The sequence below is a fragment of the Nocardiopsis alba DSM 43377 genome, from assembly GCF_000341225.1.
Classification (GTDB): Bacteria; Actinomycetota; Actinomycetes; order Streptosporangiales; family Streptosporangiaceae; genus Nocardiopsis; species Nocardiopsis alba.
Genome location: NZ_ANAC01000024.1, coordinates 16,752 through 33,105, shown reverse-complemented (window position 1 = coordinate 33,105; position 16,354 = coordinate 16,752). Strand labels below are relative to the sequence as shown.

Below are 16,354 nucleotides of genomic sequence, written 5' to 3'. Positions count from 1 at the left end.
ACTCCGAACGGGGCGGTGAAAACCCCGGGCTCCTGCCCTCCTGCCATGGAGATTCCATGGCCGCGACAGTCCAGAGGAGGAACGTACGCCTATGCGTCGTTACGAAATCATGATCATCCTCGACCCGAACCTCGACGAGCGCACCGTCGCCCCGTCGCTGGAGAACTTCCTCGGCGTCGTCCGCAACGACGGCGGCTCGGTCGAGAAGACGGAGATCTGGGGCAAGCGTCGTCTCGCCTACGACATCGAGAAGAACTCCGAAGGCATCTACGCGGTCATCGACCTGACCGCCGAGCCCGCCACGGTCAAGGAGCTCGAGCGTCAGCTCGGCATCGCCGAGGCCGTGCTCCGCACCAAGGTTCTGCGTCCCGAGGTTCACTAGGCACCCCGGTGCCCGTCCCCCTGTCCCTGTTTCTGTCCTCGGTGACGAGGATGATGCGGGGACAGGCGTAACCGCCTGAACCGAACTATCTCGAACCGGAGCCGATCATGGCAGGCGAAACCCAGATCACGCTCGTCGGCAACCTCGTCGACGACCCTGAACTGCGCTTCACGAACAGTGGAGCCGCGGTCGCCAGCTTCCGTGTGGCCTCGACGCCCCGCACCTTCGACCGTCAGTCGGGGGAGTGGAAGGACGGCGAGTCCATGTTCCTCACCTGCTCGGTGTGGCGACAGTACGCGGAGAACGTGGCCGAAAGCCTTCAGCGCGGCATGCGCGTCATCGTGCAGGGCCGTCTGCGGCAGCGTTCCTATGAGACCCGCGAGGGCGAGAAGCGCACCGTTTTCGAGGTCGACGTCGAAGAGGTCGGTCCGGCCCTGCGCAGCGCCACCGCCAAGGTGACCAAGACGCAGCGCCAGGGCGGCGGCTTCGGCGGCGGCGGTGGCGGTTTCGGTGGCGGCCAGCCCCAGGGCGGCGGCTACGGGAACCAGGGCGGCGGCTTCGGCGGCCCGCAGGGTGGCCAGGGCGGCCGCAGCGGTCCCCCGGCCGACGACCCGTGGGCGACCAACGGTGGTGGCGGCGGAGGCTTCGGCGGCGGAGGCTTCTCCGACGAACCGCCGTTCTAGACCGGTACCACCACACCCGACCCGGCGGTCCGGAACCGCCGAGTCATCTCTTCCATGTCCCAGCCCATCCCCGGGAGGACCCCGGGGCTCTTGCGAAGGAGCACCACGATGGCTAAGCCGGCAGCGCGCAAGCCCAAGAAGAAGGTTTGCCTCTTCTGCCAGGAGAAGCAGTCCTACATCGACTACAAGGACACCACGCTTCTCCGCAAGTTCATCTCCGAGCGCGGCAAGATCCGTGCCCGCCGCGTCACGGGTAACTGCACCCAGCACCAGCGCGACGTCGCGACCGCGATCAAGAACGCGCGCGAGGTGGCCCTGCTGCCCTACACCAGCACCGCTCGCTAGCGGCGATATCCGAGGGAGGTTTTAGTCGTGAAGCTGATTTTGACCCACGAGGTCAACGGTCTCGGAGCCCCCGGCGATGTCGTCGAGGTGAAGAACGGTTACGGTCGCAACTACCTGCTGCCCCGAGGGTTCGCCATTCGGTGGACCCGTGGCGGTCAGAAGCAGATCGACCTGATCCAGCGTGCCCGCAAGGCGCGTGACATCCGCACCCTGGACGAGGCCCAGCAGGTCGCCGGCCAGGTCGGTGCCCTGACCGTGCGCCTGAAGCAGCGCGCCGGCGAAGGCGGCCGTCTGTTCGGTTCGGTCACGCCCGCGGACGTCGCCGAGGCCGTCAAGGTCGCCGGCGGTCCCGAGCTGGACAAGCGTCGTATCGAGATCAAGAACCCGATCAAGTCGGTCGGCGCCCACAAGGTCCAGGTCCGCCTGCACCCCGAGGTCGTCGCCACGATCAAGCTGGACATCGCCGGCGTCTGACCACGGACCCGGTGACCGGCCACGGTCTCGCGGCCCCGCCCCTCCTCTGGAGGGGCGGGGCCTTCGTCGTTCACGGGACACGCCCGGTCGTACATCCTCTTTGATTACTGTTTGTAACCTATCGTGTTCTCTGTGTCGTGTCGCCTTCCGCGACGCTCCGCACGGAGAGGACAACATACCGATGGCCGTTGAGAAACGATCCGAGACCGACCACCCCCTGGCGGTGGACCGAAGGACGATGCTGCGCGGCACGGCCCTGGCCACCGGAGGCGTACTCCTCGGTGGCGCGCTGGGGATCTCCGCGGTGGGATCGGCGGCCGCCGCGGCCGAACCCAGGCTGTACACCCGATCCGACTGGAAGGCGCGCGCGCCCAAGTCGCCGATCTCGATCCAGTCGCAGGCCCCGACCCACATCGTCGTCCACCACACCGCGACCGGGAACGCATCGGACACCTCCGCGAGCCACGCCGCCGCACTGTCGCGCTCGATCCAACGCCACCACATGGACAACAACGGCTGGACCGACACCGGACAGCAACTGACGATCAGCCGAGGCGGCCACATCATGGAGGGCCGCGACAACTCCTTCAAGGCGATCCGCGACGGTGGCCACGTCATCGGCGCGCACACCGCGAACCACAACTCGCACACCATCGGTATCGAGAACGAGGGCACGTACTCGTCGGAGACCCCGCCCGCCGCCCTGATGTCCTCCCTGGTGGAGACCTGTGTCTGGCTGTGCGCCGTCTACGGGTTGGACCCCCGGGAGGCGATCGTGGGCCACCGCGACTACAACTCCACGAACTGCCCGGGCGACAAGCTCTACTCGATGCTCCCCAAGCTGCGCGACGACGTCGGAAGCAGGCTCAGGAAGCAACTCGGGGACATGAGCCGCCAGGCTACGCGGGGCATCGACCCGTCCCGCCTCCCGGGCTTCCCGGAGGCGCCCTCCAACGAACGCGTCGCCGCCTTCTACCACGGTCCCACGCTCGGGGACCTCGACACCGGGCGCTGAGTCGCGGGGGCCGGGAGACCGGCCCCTCCCCACGCCTCAGGGCGTCAGCCCCGGGTGGCCCCGGTCACCAGCCAGGCGGTACCGCGGGCCCGCAGGCCCAGGGTGACCGCCCGCGCCACGATCCATACCGAGAAGGCGACCCAGAGACCGACCAGCCCCCAGGTCTGGGAGGTCGCCAACGACGGCAGGACCAGGGCGAACGGGAGGAAGATCAGCATCGTCCACAGAGAGGCCCAGGCCAGGTAACGCTGGTCGCCTGCGCCCATCAGAACCCCGTCGAGCACCATCGTCACCCCGCTGAGCGGTTGGATCAGCGCCACGACCACCAACGAGGCCGTGATCAACGAGGCCACCTTCGGATCCGAGGTGAAGGGAAGGTGGGCCCAGGGCAGGACCAGGAACACCACCACGGTGAAGGCCAGTCCCGCCAGTACACCCCACTCGACCATGCGACGGGTGGCGGCCCGCGTGCCGCGCACGTCCCCCGCCCCCAGATAACGCCCCACGATCGACTGCCCCGCGATGGCGATGGCGTCCATCGCGAACACCAGAAGCGCCCACAGGTTGTAGCTCACCTGGTGCGCCGCGATCGACTCGTCGCCCAGCCGGGCCGCCACCGCCGTGGTCACCAGCGCCACCACACGCATGGACACACTGCGCAGGAACAACGCGAACCCGGCCGAGGCCGAGGCGCGCAGCCCCGCCACGCTCGGAGCCAGGGAGACACCCTCCCGCCGGGCCGACCGGGCGATGGACGCCACGTACCAGAACGCCCCCGCGCCCTGGGCCAGCACCGTCGACCACGCGGAACCGGCGATGCCCCAGTCCAGCACCAGTACGAAGGTCGCGCAGAGCACCGCGTTGCCGATATAGGAGGCGACCGCCACCACCAACGGGGTACGGGCGTCCTGAAGGCCGCGCAGCACACCGGTCCCGGCCATGATGATCAGCAGGAACGGCGTGCTCAACAGACTGATCCGCAGATAGGTCAGCGCGTAGGGCGCCACCTCGGGGGAGGCCCCGAGGAGGTCGATCATCCAGGGGCCCAGTGGCCAGCCGATGCCGATCGCGACGACACCGAGGATCACGGCGAGCCAGAGGCCGTCGATCCCGTCACGCATACCGCCGGGGATGTCGCCCGCGCCGAACTTGCGGGACACGGCCGCGGTGGTCCCATAGGCGAGGAAGATGCACACCGCCGCGAGGGTCAGCAGGACCTGGCCCGCGACGCCGAGTCCGCCGATCGCCTGGGTTCCGAGACTGCCGACGATCGCGGTGTCGGTCAGGAGGAAGAGCGGTTCGGCGATGAGGGCGAAGAAGGTGGGGACGGCGAGAGCGAAGATCTCGCGGTCGTGGCGATGCCGGAACGGAGCGGCGGAGAGCAGAGTGGCCATGACGGGGCAACAGTACCGGACAGACGTTCGATCGGGTGGGTGAAGTTTTCCACAGGAGGTCGTAAGCCTGTGGATAACCTGTGGAAAGTCCCTCTGTGAGACATCTTGCGCGTCTTGGTCGAGAACTGCGTTTTCGCAGTTCAAAGCGGGTATAGCTGGCACAGGGAAAAGTTATCCACAGGTGATGTACACAACCTGTCCGCACAATGCCCCACAGGGCTCCGGATGTGATGGTAAAGGGCTTTCCACAGGGTGCCTCCACGGCCTCCTCCGTCTCCGGGATGGGGCATCCTGGAGAGGACGGCCCGAACCGGGGTCGGCGCACGTTGCCGGTGTGGGGGAGAGTTCGTGAGTGTCGCTGAGCAACCACCTGAAGAAGGCGGATACGAGCGCACCCCACCCCATGACATCCAGGCGGAACAGAGCGTCCTGGGCGGCATGCTCCTGTCCAAGGACGCCATCAGCCAGGTCGTGGAGATCATCCGCTCCGCGGACTTCTACCGCCCGGCCCACCAGATCATCTACGAGAGCGTCGTCGACCTCTTCTCCCGCGGCGAACCGGTCGACGCCATCTCGGTCAACGCCGAACTGACCAAACGCGGCGAGGCCGCCCGCGTCGGCGGGGCCCCCTACCTGCACACCCTGACCGAGGCCATCCCCACAGCGGCCAACGCCGGTTACTACGCCAAGATCGTCTCCGACCGCGCCGTCCTGCGACGCCTGGTCGAGGTGGGCACCCGTATCGCGCAGATCGGCTACTCCGGCGACGGCGAGGTGGACGACCTGGTCGACCACGCCCAGGCCGAGATCTACAAGGTCGCCGAGAAACGCACGGGCGAGGACTACGTCGTCCTCGGCGACATCATGCCGGGCGCCCTGGACGAGATCGAGGCGATCGGCGCCAACGACGGCAGCATGACCGGTGTGCCCACCGGCTTCGCCGACTTCGACGCCCTCACCAACGGCCTCCACCCCGGCCAGATGGTCATCATCGCCGCCCGCCCGGCCGTGGGTAAGGCCCTGGCCCTGGACACGCCCCTGCCCACCCCCGACGGGTGGACCACGATGGGCGAGGTACGCGTGGGGGACGAACTGGTGGCGGCGGACGGGACACCCACCCGGGTGGTGGCCGCCACGGAGGTGATGCGGGACCGTCCCTGCTACGAGGTCGTCTTCGACGACGGAACCGTGGTGGTGGCCGACGCCCTGCACCAGTGGGTGACCGACACCCGGGCCTCGCGCAGAGCAGCTCAGGAGGCTCGTGCCCAGGGGGTCGACCCCAAGGTCCGGCCGGAGGTACGGACCACCGAGGAGATCGCGCGCACCCTCCGTCTGGAGACCGCCGATCGCAGATTGAACCATTCGGTGGCCAACACCGCTCCCTTGGAACTTCCGGAGCGGGATCTTCCACTGCCGCCCTATTTCCTGGGGGTGTGGCTCGGTGATGGGGCCTCCCACGCCGCCAGGGTCACCACCGACGATCCGGAGGTCCTTCTCAACATCGAGGCCGAGGGTCTGGTGACCAAACCGGTGGGGAACGAGACCCGGAGCCACGGGATCTTCCTACCCTCGGAGGAGGTCGAACCGGCTCGAAAGAGCTGCGTCGTCTGTGGTGAGTCCTTCGTTCCGAAGCTCCCTCACGTGCGCACCTGTGGTCGATCGTGCGGAGGAAAGGCCCGTTTCGTCTCGGAACCGGTTCCGCACACCGCCTGTCCCGACTGCGGACGCCCCTGTTTCTCCAGCACGAGGTGCCGCCGATGCGTCGATCATCATGGCAGCGTCCAGGCTCTCCTTCGAAGCGTCGGGGTACTGGGGAACAAGCACATCCCGGTCGAGTACCTGCGGTCCTCGGTGGCCCAGCGGCGGGCCTTGATGGCCGGCCTTCTGGACAGTGATGGAACCGTCAACGCGGGTGGTTCGGTGCAGTTCGCGGTCACCGATGAACGCCTGGCGCTGGATTTCCGGGAGCTGGCGCACGGCCTGGGGTACCGCACTGGTCTGTCGACCAAGACCGTGGCCGGTCGGAGTGAGAGGTCCTCGACCTGTTACACGATCACCTTCGGTTCGACGCGGGAGGTCTTCGGAATCGAACGCAAGAAGGCCGCGCACCGTGAGCGTTCCGCGCACCGTTCGCACGCGCGGATCGGTTCGAGGTTCATCACCGAGGTGCGTCGGATCGACAGTGTGCCGGTCCGTTGCGTGCAGGTGGACCATCCGGATCACCTCTTTCTGGCGACCCGTTCGATGGTGCCCACCCATAATTCGACCCTGGCCTTGGATTTCGCGCGTGCGGCGTCCATCAAGCACGAGATGACCTCGGTCTTCTTCAGCCTGGAGATGGGGCGCAACGAGATCGTCATGCGTCTGCTCTCGGCGGAGGCGAGGGTGCCGCTGCACACCATGCGGTCGGGGTTGATGACCGACGACGACTGGGCCCGCCTGGCCAGACGCATGGGCGAGGTGGCGAGCGCGCCGCTGTTCATCGACGACTCCCCGAACATGTCGATGATGGAGATCCGGGCCAAGTGCCGACGGCTCAAGCAGCAGCACGACCTCAAGCTCGTGATCGTCGACTACCTCCAGCTGATGAGCTCGCCGGGCAGGGTGGAGAGCCGTCAGCAGGAGGTCTCGGAGATGTCGCGTTCGCTCAAGCTCCTGGCCAAGGAACTGGAGGTACCGGTGGTGGCGCTCTCCCAGCTCAACCGTGGTCCCGAGCAGCGTACCGATAAGCGCCCCCAGGTCTCCGACCTGCGTGAGTCCGGATCGATCGAGCAGGACGCGGACATGGTGATCCTGCTCTACCGCGAGGACGTGCACGACAAGGAGTCGCCGCGCGCGGGCGAGGCGGACATCATCGTGGCCAAGCACCGTAACGGCCCGACCGCCGACGTGACGGTGGCCTTCCAGGGTCACTACAGCCGTTTCGTGGACATGGCGCCGAGCTGATCCCGATCTCGTGACGAGTCGTTCCTCTGGTCCGGCTCCAAACGGGTGTTTCGACCGAAGATGGACACCATGCCTTCAAGCGGATGATTCACCCTTTTGATCTGGGATGATGTGATGTGAACGTGTGCGGGGCGCGGCCTTTCCAGGCCGCGCCCTGCAATATTGGTCGCTCTGTAATTCTGTTTATGTGATGGCCGAAAAGTCGACAAAGAGATTTGTCGATGCGGTGCTCCCTGTCTTCGAGGTCAGGACACCGGGAGTCGTTCCGCCGGCTCTCGAACGAGCATCCGGTTCAGGCTCCGGTCCACGGCCTCCAGGTCGGGGGAGCCGAGACTGTCGTACATCAGGTGCACGAACGCGTCGGAGATTCCGCAGAACCGGGAGATCCCGTCCCCGAGCTGGATCTCCAGGGACCGGTCGAATCCGTGCTCGGCGTAGGAGCTCGCGGATCCGCCGGCCAGGCCGATCCAGAGCATCCGTTTGCCGTGGAGGGTGCTCGGTTCGTAGGCGAACCCCCGGTTCCACACCCGGTCGATCCAGCCCTTGGCCATGGCGGGCAGGGAGAACCACCAGACCGGGAAGACGACCACGATCAGGTCGGCGGCGGACACGCGGGCCATGTGCTCCCGGGTTTCGGGCGTGTACGCCTTGTTCGGGTCGGTCCAGTCGGGTTCGTCCTCAGGAGGCAGGACCGGGTCGAAACCCTCTCCGTGAAGGTCGAGGGGGTCCACGGTGTATCCCTCGTCGGTCAGCCGTTCGGTGACGCGTTCCGCGACCGCGGTGGTGAGGGAGTCGGTTCTCGGGTGGGACCGGACGACGAGTGCGTGCATGACGGGGCTCCTTCGAGTCGCCGGGGCGGGGTCAGAGACGGACGAGCATCTTTCCGGTGTTGGCACCGTCCAGAACTCCGAAGAACGCCTTCGTGGCGTTCTCGAGGCCGTCGAGCACGGTCTCCCGGGTGCGCAGGGTGCCGTCGAGCAGCCACGGCATGGCCTTGGCGTGGAATTCGGGGAACCGGTCCAGGTAGTGGCCGACGATCATGCCTCGCAGGCTCAACTCCTTGGTGGCGGCCCGGTACAGGTCGGGTCCGGCGAGAGGGCCGGTCGCGTTGTAGCCGCTGATCGCGCCGACCAGGGCCACGCGGCCACGCGGGTTCATCGCCTCCAGGGCGGCGTCGAGGTGGTCGCCTCCCACGGAGTCGAGGTAGACGTCGATCCCGTCGGGGGCGGCCTCGCCCAGGCTCTTCGCGAGATCGCCCTCTCGGCGGTCGATCGCCGCGTCATAGCCGAACTCGGTGGTCAGAAGGGCCGTCTTCTCCGGGCCGCCGGCCGAACCCACGACACAGGCGGCGCCCAGACGGCGGGCGATCTGTCCCGCGACGCTTCCCACGGCGCCCGCGGCGGCGGAGACATAGACGGTGTCGCCCTCGTTGACGGGGGCGATCTCGGTGAGCGCCAGGTAGGCGGTCAAGCCGGTGGTACCGAGCGGCCCCAGATGGGCGGAGGCGGGGACCGGGTCGATGTCCACCACCACGGCGCCCGTCGCGTCGACCACGGAGTGCTCGCGCCAGCCGAGGAAATGGGAGACGTGCGCGCCCACCGGGATCGAGTCCGCTCGGGAGGCGATGACCTCGCCGATCGCGCTGCCCTCCAGTGGGGCGCCGAGTTCGAAGGGAGGGATGTAGGAGGGAGCGTCGTCCATGCGGCCCCGCATGTAGGGGTCGACCGACATCCAGGTGTTGCGGACCAGGATCTGTCCCTCGGCGAGTTCGGGGATACGGACCTCGGTGAGGGTGAAGTGCTCGTCGCCGGGGGCGCCGACGGGGCGGGCGACCAGGTGGATCTCGCGGGTGGTGGTGGGCAGGGAGTGCATGGTGTGCGCCTTTCTCGGGTGTCCTGTCGACACCTTCGAATCTAGGAGCGCACGATCTCCCGTCCCAGGTCCGCGGGCGCCACGAACCGGTCCGTACGTGTCAGGCGTCGTCGTTCCCGGCCGGGGGAGTGGCCGCTCCAACGGTGGAAGGCCTTGCGCAGCGCGCGGTCGTCGGTGAATCCCAGTCGGGCGGCGATCGTGTCGACGGGGAGGTCCTGGGCCAGGAGGCGGCGGGCCCGTTGGTATCGGGCCGTGTCCACCTCCGCCCGCCAGGTCGTCCCGTGCTCGGAGAGTTTGCGTTGGAGGGTGCGCGGGCTCAGGACGAGTCGGGCGGCCACGGCGTCCAGGGTCGGAGCACCCAGGTCGAGCTCGCTCTCCAAGGCGATGCGGAAGTGCTCCCGCCAATCGGGGAGGGGGCGTGAGGTCTCCAACAGCATTCCGGCGTGGTCGCGGAGCAGCGCGGCCAGGCGGGGGTCGGAGTCGGGCAGGGGGACGTGCGCGTCCTCTGCGGCGAAGAGGATGGTGTCCCTCTCGGCCTCGAACTCGATGCGGTCGGTGCCGAAGGAGCGGACGAGAGGTCCGTGGTGCGGAGGGGCGGCGTGGCCGAAGGTGACCTTGGCGGGCACGATGTCCCGGCGGGTGGCCTCGCGTGCCCGACGTAGGTAGTAGGCGAGGACGTACTCGTGGACGGCGGCCGAGGTACGGGGGTCGTCGATGGTCGTGCGGTATTCGATCTCGACGGCACCATCGCGGTCATGGACCTCGAAGTGCTCCTCGGCGGCGGTGACGACACGGTGGTAGGGGAGGCTTTCGGAGAGGGCGTCACCGAGGTCGACCCCGTTGACCAGGAGGTAGTCCCAGGCGGGCATGCTGCCCAATCGGGCGGACTCGGCGACGCGTAGCCCCGCGGTCCCTTCGGGGATGGAGTAGGCCAGCAGCTCCCACAGGCGGCCCAGAGTGGTCAGGGGGATGCGGAGACGGTCGTCGTCGAGTGATGTCGCGCCGGGTAACGCGGTGATGAGTGGTGCGGACACCCCGGAGGCCAGCGCGGTGTCGCGGACCAGGCGGACCAGGGCGGTCGAGGACGTTCCATCGATCATGGAAGCATCCTATTCTTGCCTTTATCGTGCGGTTTTGTCCTTGGGGGGCGTCCTTCGTGGACTGCTTTCCCAGGTATCGGTCGCTCTATTTTCTGATTTATGTGTAGACCGAAAAGTCGACAAGGGGATTTGTCGACGAGACATCCGTGAGGGCCCGCTTCCTGCGCGGCGCGTGCCCGGTGAGGCTCCGCCGCGTCGTCCGGCCGGACCTCGTCGATCCGATGCCGCTGTCCTCCCATGAGCGAGACGGCGTCCTGGCCCAGGGGGTCGGGCCGGTTTCGGACAGTGGGTCGCTGATTCATGGGTGTCCGAAAGGGGTCGGTCGCCGTGGGAAGGCGAGGGTCGTCCTGGCCGCGAGGTGGGGGCACCGGCCGAGGGTGGCGCGCCGTGAGGGCGTGGGCCGGGCCGAGGTCGATGGGTGGGTGTCCTGTATGTCGGCTTCAGGGAGAGTCGGTGCTCTATAAATAAGACGATACGGTTCGTTTATTTATCATTCAGGGAGGAGGGATGAGACGGGTATCACCCTTGATGTCACTTCAAGAGGGGTGATCTGGACGTCCGTATTCGTCATTCATGTCGCGCCGATTGGTCGATGCGAGTGGAGTCGGGCATGACGAAGGGCCGCCCGCGCGATGCGGACGGCCCTTCGGGGATCGTTGCGATCTAGAGCCAGCGCGCCTCGGGGCGCGTGCGGCCGTTCTCGTCGGTGATCAGAACCCAGTGCATGATCGGGTGCTCCGTGGTGGTGGCGTCGGCGTCCTCGCGCGGTCGGGGGACCAGCGCGGGCTCGGGGGCCAGGCCGGAGAGGCGGCGGCTCGCAGCGGCGGAGCGGGTGCGCCGACGGTCGGTGGACGTGCGAGAGAGGTGCGGCGCGTGCTCGGTCCTGCGTGCCATGTAGCCCTCCTCGTTTCCTGTGTGGATGACCCATGTTAACCATCTGTTCACCTTTGAGTCAATTGGATTCGGGGTGATGTGCCCGATCTCGCAGGTGTGTCGGGAGGGCGTGGAGTTCAAGGTGAACAGAAGGTGAACAACCGGGTAACCGAGGCGTACTCGTGGAGCGGTGATCCGAACCCGGGTCCGTTCGGTGCCCGGTTCTCGGAGGGGGACGGAGCGCATACGAAAGAGCACCCGTCGACATGACGGGTGCTCTTCGACGACTGTCGTATCGGGTGCCGTACTCGGCTACTCCTTGAAGATCAACCCCACGACCTCGAGGTAGAGCTGCTCGGGATAGGGAATGAAGTCGATCCGACTGAGCGCCTGATCCTGACCGGCGGACTCCATGACGAAGGTGCCGTACCCGAGGAAGCGTCCGATCAGGGTGCGCTCGAACCTCATGTCCGTCACCTTGCCCAACGGCATCATGTTCACCTGGCGGGTGATCAGTCCGGTGGTCAACAGCAACCGCGCCGAGGTGATGACGAAATAGTCCACGGACCACTCCGCCACCCGCCAGACGAACCACACCAGCACCAGTAGCCAGAGCCACCAGATGACGGCGAGGGTGGCGGTGCTGTTGCCGCCGATCGTCCGACTCAGGATCCCGGCGAGGATCAACGCGGCCAACACCGTGGCCACCGGGCCGATGAGGACCGCGGGGTGGCGTCGGATGGTCACCACGTCCTGCTCGTGCGGCAGGAGGTAGCGGTTGACCGACGCCGGTGCCGCGTTGCTGGACGCTACGAGCCTCATGGCACCCGCTCTCTCACGCCTACGGCAGTAGTGCGTTGACGAAGCGGGACATCGACTCCGCGCCGCCCATCAGGCCGCCCAGGGCGCCCTGGATGACCCCGGCCGCGCTTTCCGGTTGCGTGAGCAGATAAAAAGCCACGAAACCGATGAGCGCGTAACCGCCCCATTTCTTCAACTTCGCCACGACTGACTCCCCTTGGAATCCACCTGACCCACCGACCCAGCAGTGATTGTTCCATCGACCATCATGCCCGTAAAGCCTCGGGCGCACCCTCGGCGTGGCGTTATGTCGGACCTTCCACGCTTGTGGTCTGTGTCCGGTTTCGGTGATGTTGTTAACCCTGGTAATGGCAGCCCGGAAAGGATCCCTCTCGCGACCCAGGTCAGGTGTGGTGTCGAGGAGCGGGAGGGTGATTCCGGAAGGGCGAGTCGGTACCGCACCGCGGACCCGGAACTCGGGAAGAGGGGTGTCGGGCGCGTGCGCGCCGGGTCATCCCGGTCTTCCGAAGTTCCGGGGTGGTGCAGGGCCGAAAAGGAAACGCCTGGGGTCAGTGTTGTTCGGCGAAGGCCAGGGCCAGCACCTGGAGGTGCTGTCGGGCGATCCGCTCGACGAGGTCGGGGGTGGCCCGCCCGGTCACGTCCTTGGCCCCGTGGTGCGCGGCGTCCACGCAACGGGACACGGTGGAGGAGTGGTGGACGTTCGAGAACTCCGAGGCGAGGCGGCTGACGACTCGGCTGAAATGAGGGTCGTGGGCGGCCTGGGTGGTCGAGGTGGAGGGGGTCTCGGGCATCTCACTCCTTCGAGGGCTGTGCGGCGGGTCGGCACGTTGCGTGCGCGCTCGGGGGCTTTGCGTAGCGACCGAGGGGTCGCCTGAGTGCCGCTCCGAAAGCGGGCGGCTAGGTGCTGATATCGGTGGCGGATCCCCTGGGGGCGGTTTCGGTCTGGCTGATCTACCCGGTTACGGGTGGCCAAGAACTATGATCACCCTAATCTGTTACGTTCCAATCTCGAAATGAATTCGGCTAATGCGGCATCGTGTCTCCCGGTGACCGGACGAGCGGGCTCGACCTGGAGGGACGTCGGTCGGGGAGGCGGTCATGAGGGACCAATGCCCGATTTTCGGACGATCATTCACCCCGAGCCGAAAAGAACCGAAAAAGCGTCCAGCCGGTGATCCGGCTGGACGCTCAGGGAAGGGTTCGGCGGGGGCGCCGCGCCTCGGTGGGGTTCAGGAGCAGCCGTACAGGCGGTCTCCGGCGTCTCCCAGTCCGGGGAGGATGAAGCCGTTCTCGTCGAGGCGTTCGTCCACGGCCGCGGTCACCACGCGCAACGTGGCCCCGTGGTCCTCCGGGAGGCTCTCGGCCAGCTTCCGCTCCACGGCGGTCAGGCCCTCGGGGGCCGCCAGCAGACAGATCGCGGTGATGTGGTCGGCGCCGCGCTCGACCAGAAGCTTCAGGGCGGCGGCCAGGGTGCCGCCGGTGGCCAGCATCGGGTCCAGTACGTAGCACTGGCGACCCGACAGGTCCTGCGGCAACCGGTCGGCGTAGGTGGCGGGCTGAAGGGTCTCCTCGTCACGGGCCATGCCGAGGAAGCCCACCTCGGCGGTGGGCAGCAGACGGGTCATGCCGTCGAGCATGCCCAGGCCGGCGCGCAGGATCGGCACGACCAACGGCGTCGGCCGGGAGAGCTGGGTGCCGGTGGCCTCCACGAGCGGGGTCCGGATGGTGACCTCTGTCACTCGAACATCGCGGGTCGCCTCGTAGGCGAGCAGGGTCACCAGCTCGTCGGTCAGCCTCCGGAAGGTGGGGGAGTCGGTCCGCACGTCGCGCAGGGTGGTCAGTTTGTGCGCGACCAAGGGGTGGTCGACGACCAGGGTTTCCAAAACGTTCTCCGGGTGAGCTGGGACAACAGGACGTTGAGCGTGTGGAGGGGACGCTTCGAGTCTAACCGCGCGTATCCCCCGAACCGGGGATTCTCGACGCGGTCGGAGGAAGGGTGAGGAGGTATCGGCTCTCGGAGGAGAGATACAGGTGGGAAACGGGTTCGCTGGTGGGGGCGCGGAGGAACGGCCTGTCGTGAGAACGTGGGTCCGGTCCACGTTGGACGAGCGGCGGCGGTGGCGCACGGGTGATCGTTACGATGGCATTCGCGCGGGCGTTCCGGATCCTCTCGTCCGCGCCGATATACCGTCCGGGTTGGGGTGACGATGACAGTGCTCGATCATGGTGACGACGACTCGGGTGACTTCGCGGCCGTCGCGTACAGGGAAGAGGAGTACTGGGATGTCGATCTTCTCCCCGTCGCGCTGACACACGATCTCAAGGGCCTGATCCACGCCCTGCGCCAGCAGCCGAGCATCAGCGGTTCCCTCGGTCTGGTCTCCGTCGGAGACGACTTCTTCATCATCGTCCGGGTGTACGGCGAGGAGGTCTCCCTCTTCCTGTCCGATGTGACCGCGTCCGTGGACTGGCAGGTGGCCCGGGACGTCCTCGACCACCTGGACATCGACCTTCCCGACGATGACGACCTCGACCAGGTGCTGCCGGCGGGGGATCTGTCCGTCGTGGCCGACCTGGGTCTGGACGAGATGGAACTGGGCGCCCTGGCGGGCGATCTGGACCTTTACCCGGACGAAGTGCTCGCCAGCGTCTCCGAGCGTCTGGGATTCGCCCAGGCCTTTCAGCGTGTCCTCGACGGGATGGGGTAAGGACGCCTCGGAAGCGACCTGGAGAGACGGGAGGGTGCGCGGTGTCGACCTTCGCAGCGGTCTTCGCTCCCGATGGCGGGACGTGGCGGGGAACCGAGGTCGATCTCGGCGATGCGGATGCCATCGACGACATCACCGACCTCATGTTGGACTTCGGGACGGAGTCGGGCAGTGACATGACCCTGCTCCTGATCGAGGCGGACGACGAGTGGTTCGCCGTCGTCAGAGTGGACGAGACGGGATCGGATCCGAGGGTCTACCTCTCCGACGAACGGGTCGTCCACGACCATCCGGTGGCCGGGATATTGTCCGAGGCCGGTGGGCTGGGCTCTCCGGCCCCGGTCGAGAGCGCGGGGGCCCGCCCGGACCCCCGTCCGGACGGCGACGACGACCTGTTGAGCGATCTGGGGGTGGACGGGGAGGAACTGCGGTCCCTCTCCGTCGGCGGCGGTGTGCTGCCCGGCGATGTGCTCGCCGTGGTGGCGGAACGCTCCGGTTTCGCCGACCTCCTCGACACGATGCGGCTGTGATCGGGTGAGCGGCCTGCCCGAACTCGACCGTGAGGCCGCGGACGAGGCGATGCGCGAGGCCCTGGCCGAGGCCGAGCTGGCCTTGAGGACCGGCGACGTTCCGGTCGGAGCCGTCGTGCTGGGTCCCGACGGGGCGATCCTCGGGCGAGGGCACAACGAACGCGAGGCCACAGGGGACCCGACCGGACACGCCGAGGTGCTGGCGTTGCGCGCGGCCGCCGAACGTCGCGGCGAGTGGCGACTGTCCGGATGTTCCCTGGTGGTCACCCTGGAGCCCTGTGTGATGTGCGCCGGCGCCACGGTGCTCTCACGCGTGGACCGCCTGGTCTACGGGGCCCGGGACGACAAGGCGGGGGCGGTCGGTTCCCGGTGGGACCTGGTCCGCGACCCGCGCCAGAACCATCGTCCCGAAGTCGTTCCCCCGGATCTGATCAGCGAGGACGTCGCCTTCAGGTGCTCGGATCTGCTCAGCCGGTTTTTCGCACGGCGACGTATCCGGTAGAGTACCTCTCGGTGGATTCGCCTAGTGGCCGATGGCGCCCGCCTCGAAAGCGGGTAAGGGGCAACCCTTCGAGGGTTCAAATCCCTCATCCACCGCATGTGGCCGCCTCCGGTTCGTTCCGGAGGCGGCCTTTCTCATGTCCGGGGCCGGTCGGTGTCCCGGTCCAGTTCGTCGATGGCCTTGTCGAGCCAATCCACCCAGAACAGTTCCAGATCGATGCCGCCCTGGAGCACCAGCCCCTGGGCCCGGTCGCGTTCGGTCCCACGGTCCCGGGCGGTGTCGCGCCTTTGGAACTCGCGGTACTCGGCGAGCCGGGCGGCGTGCAGTTCCCGATGCCTGCGCAGTTCGGCCACGAAGTCGGGTCCCACGCCCACGACGCCGGTCGCGCGCAGGCGCAGCATCAGGGGGTCGCGGAGGGCGCGCGGCTCCTCGGTCTCGGCCACCCAGCGTTCGAGTTCGCCCCGTCCGGCGGCCAGCACCTCGTACTCCTTGCGACCGCCCCGGGCGGGGACGTCGGTCGGCAGCGCGCGGATGAGCCCGGCCTTCTCCAGCTTGCCCAGTTCGCGATAGATCTGCTGGTGGGTGGCGGACCAGAAGTAGCCGATGGAACGGTCGAACCGTCTGGTCAGCTCCAGCCCCGACGAGGGCTTCTCCAGCAGGGCGGTGAGGATCGCGTGGGGCAGGGACATGAGCGCATTCTAGGAAGGA

Annotated in this window: 19 protein-coding genes and 1 tRNA gene; 10 read left to right on the top strand and 10 right to left on the bottom strand. The window is 67.4% G+C overall.

The window, feature by feature from the left end:
- The first annotated feature begins 91 nt into the window (after nt 1-91).
- The 5 genes from rpsF to D451_RS0122510 all read left to right on the top strand — a co-directional run bounded on the left by rpsF (nt 92) and on the right by D451_RS0122510 (nt 2,899).
- Nucleotides 92-382: a 30S ribosomal protein S6 gene (gene rpsF, locus D451_RS0122530; RefSeq protein ID WP_014910833.1), complete on the top strand. Its 291-nt coding sequence runs from the start codon at nt 92-94 to the stop codon at nt 380-382.
- 107 nt (nt 383-489) lie between these two features.
- Nucleotides 490-1,065: a single-stranded DNA-binding protein gene (locus tag D451_RS0122525; RefSeq protein ID WP_017536071.1), complete on the top strand. Its 576-nt coding sequence runs from the start codon at nt 490-492 to the stop codon at nt 1,063-1,065.
- Nucleotides 1,066-1,173: 108 nt separating this feature from the next.
- Entirely contained in the window at nt 1,174-1,410 is a 237-nt protein-coding gene (rpsR, locus tag D451_RS0122520; RefSeq protein ID WP_013155832.1) for a 30S ribosomal protein S18, read from the top strand.
- Nucleotides 1,411-1,437: 27 nt separating this feature from the next.
- A complete protein-coding gene (rplI, locus tag D451_RS0122515; protein WP_014908814.1) occupies nt 1,438-1,884 on the top strand; it encodes a 50S ribosomal protein L9 in 447 nt (148 codons plus the stop codon).
- 181 nt (nt 1,885-2,065) lie between these two features.
- Nucleotides 2,066-2,899, top strand: coding sequence for a peptidoglycan recognition protein family protein (locus D451_RS0122510; RefSeq protein WP_017536070.1), 834 nt, complete (start codon nt 2,066-2,068; stop codon nt 2,897-2,899).
- 44 nt (nt 2,900-2,943) lie between these two features.
- On the opposite strand, the gene D451_RS0122505 is transcribed toward D451_RS0122510, so the two are convergent.
- Nucleotides 2,944-4,293 carry an MATE family efflux transporter gene (locus D451_RS0122505; protein WP_017536069.1) on the bottom strand — a complete coding sequence of 450 codons (1,350 nt, stop codon included), beginning with the start codon at nt 4,291-4,293 and terminating at the stop codon, nt 2,944-2,946.
- Between the two features lie 348 nt (nt 4,294-4,641).
- Here D451_RS0122505 and dnaB point away from each other — a divergent pair, with 348 nt between their 5' ends.
- A complete protein-coding gene (dnaB, locus tag D451_RS0122500; RefSeq protein ID WP_026125279.1) occupies nt 4,642-7,239 on the top strand; it encodes a replicative DNA helicase in 2,598 nt (865 codons plus the stop codon).
- Between the two features lie 245 nt (nt 7,240-7,484).
- Here dnaB and D451_RS0122495 read toward each other — a convergent pair whose 3' ends face one another.
- The 8 genes from D451_RS0122495 to upp form a co-directional block, all read right to left on the bottom strand.
- The gene (locus D451_RS0122495) at nt 7,485-8,069 is read right to left on the bottom strand and encodes an NAD(P)H oxidoreductase (RefSeq protein WP_017536067.1); all 585 of its coding nucleotides are present in this window, start codon (nt 8,067-8,069) and stop codon (nt 7,485-7,487) included.
- A 31-nt stretch (nt 8,070-8,100) separates the two neighbouring features.
- Nucleotides 8,101-9,111, bottom strand: a complete 1,011-nt coding sequence (locus tag D451_RS0122490) for an NADP-dependent oxidoreductase (protein ID WP_017536066.1) — start codon at nt 9,109-9,111, stop codon at nt 8,101-8,103.
- Between the two features lie 41 nt (nt 9,112-9,152).
- Nucleotides 9,153-10,211: an AraC family transcriptional regulator gene (locus D451_RS0122485; protein WP_017536065.1), complete on the bottom strand. Its 1,059-nt coding sequence runs from the start codon at nt 10,209-10,211 to the stop codon at nt 9,153-9,155.
- A gap of 663 nt (nt 10,212-10,874) precedes the next feature.
- Complete coding sequence (locus tag D451_RS0122480) at nt 10,875-11,105, bottom strand: hypothetical protein (protein ID WP_014911583.1); 231 nt, start codon at nt 11,103-11,105, stop codon at nt 10,875-10,877.
- Nucleotides 11,106-11,396: 291 nt separating this feature from the next.
- The gene (locus D451_RS0122475; RefSeq protein WP_014911622.1) at nt 11,397-11,906 is read right to left on the bottom strand and encodes a PH domain-containing protein; all 510 of its coding nucleotides are present in this window, start codon (nt 11,904-11,906) and stop codon (nt 11,397-11,399) included.
- 19 nt (nt 11,907-11,925) lie between these two features.
- Nucleotides 11,926-12,090, bottom strand: coding sequence for a hypothetical protein (locus tag D451_RS28345; protein WP_014913358.1), 165 nt, complete (start codon nt 12,088-12,090; stop codon nt 11,926-11,928).
- Nucleotides 12,091-12,454: 364 nt separating this feature from the next.
- On the bottom strand, nt 12,455-12,697 hold the full coding sequence (locus D451_RS0122465; protein ID WP_017536064.1) for a three-helix bundle dimerization domain-containing protein: 243 nt from the start codon (nt 12,695-12,697) through the stop codon (nt 12,455-12,457).
- Nucleotides 12,698-13,135: 438 nt separating this feature from the next.
- Complete coding sequence (gene upp, locus D451_RS0122460; protein ID WP_014911495.1) at nt 13,136-13,789, bottom strand: uracil phosphoribosyltransferase; 654 nt, start codon at nt 13,787-13,789, stop codon at nt 13,136-13,138.
- A gap of 324 nt (nt 13,790-14,113) precedes the next feature.
- Here upp and D451_RS0122455 point away from each other — a divergent pair, with 324 nt between their 5' ends.
- The 4 genes from D451_RS0122455 to D451_RS0122440 all read left to right on the top strand — a co-directional run bounded on the left by D451_RS0122455 (nt 14,114) and on the right by D451_RS0122440 (nt 15,741).
- Nucleotides 14,114-14,614 (top strand): tRNA adenosine deaminase-associated protein, encoded by a 501-nt coding sequence (locus D451_RS0122455; RefSeq protein WP_036568550.1) that lies wholly within the window; start codon nt 14,114-14,116, stop codon nt 14,612-14,614.
- Between the two features lie 41 nt (nt 14,615-14,655).
- Nucleotides 14,656-15,144, top strand: a complete 489-nt coding sequence (locus D451_RS0122450) for a tRNA adenosine deaminase-associated protein (RefSeq protein ID WP_017536063.1) — start codon at nt 14,656-14,658, stop codon at nt 15,142-15,144.
- A gap of 49 nt (nt 15,145-15,193) precedes the next feature.
- Nucleotides 15,194-15,646: a nucleoside deaminase gene (locus D451_RS0122445; protein ID WP_036568561.1), complete on the top strand. Its 453-nt coding sequence runs from the start codon at nt 15,194-15,196 to the stop codon at nt 15,644-15,646.
- Nucleotides 15,647-15,656: 10 nt separating this feature from the next.
- Nucleotides 15,657-15,741 (top strand) — tRNA-Ser (locus D451_RS0122440).
- A gap of 39 nt (nt 15,742-15,780) precedes the next feature.
- Here D451_RS0122440 and D451_RS0122435 read toward each other — a convergent pair.
- Nucleotides 15,781-16,335 (bottom strand): PadR family transcriptional regulator, encoded by a 555-nt coding sequence (locus D451_RS0122435; protein ID WP_014909631.1) that lies wholly within the window; start codon nt 16,333-16,335, stop codon nt 15,781-15,783.
- Between the last annotated feature and the right edge of the window lie 19 nt (nt 16,336-16,354).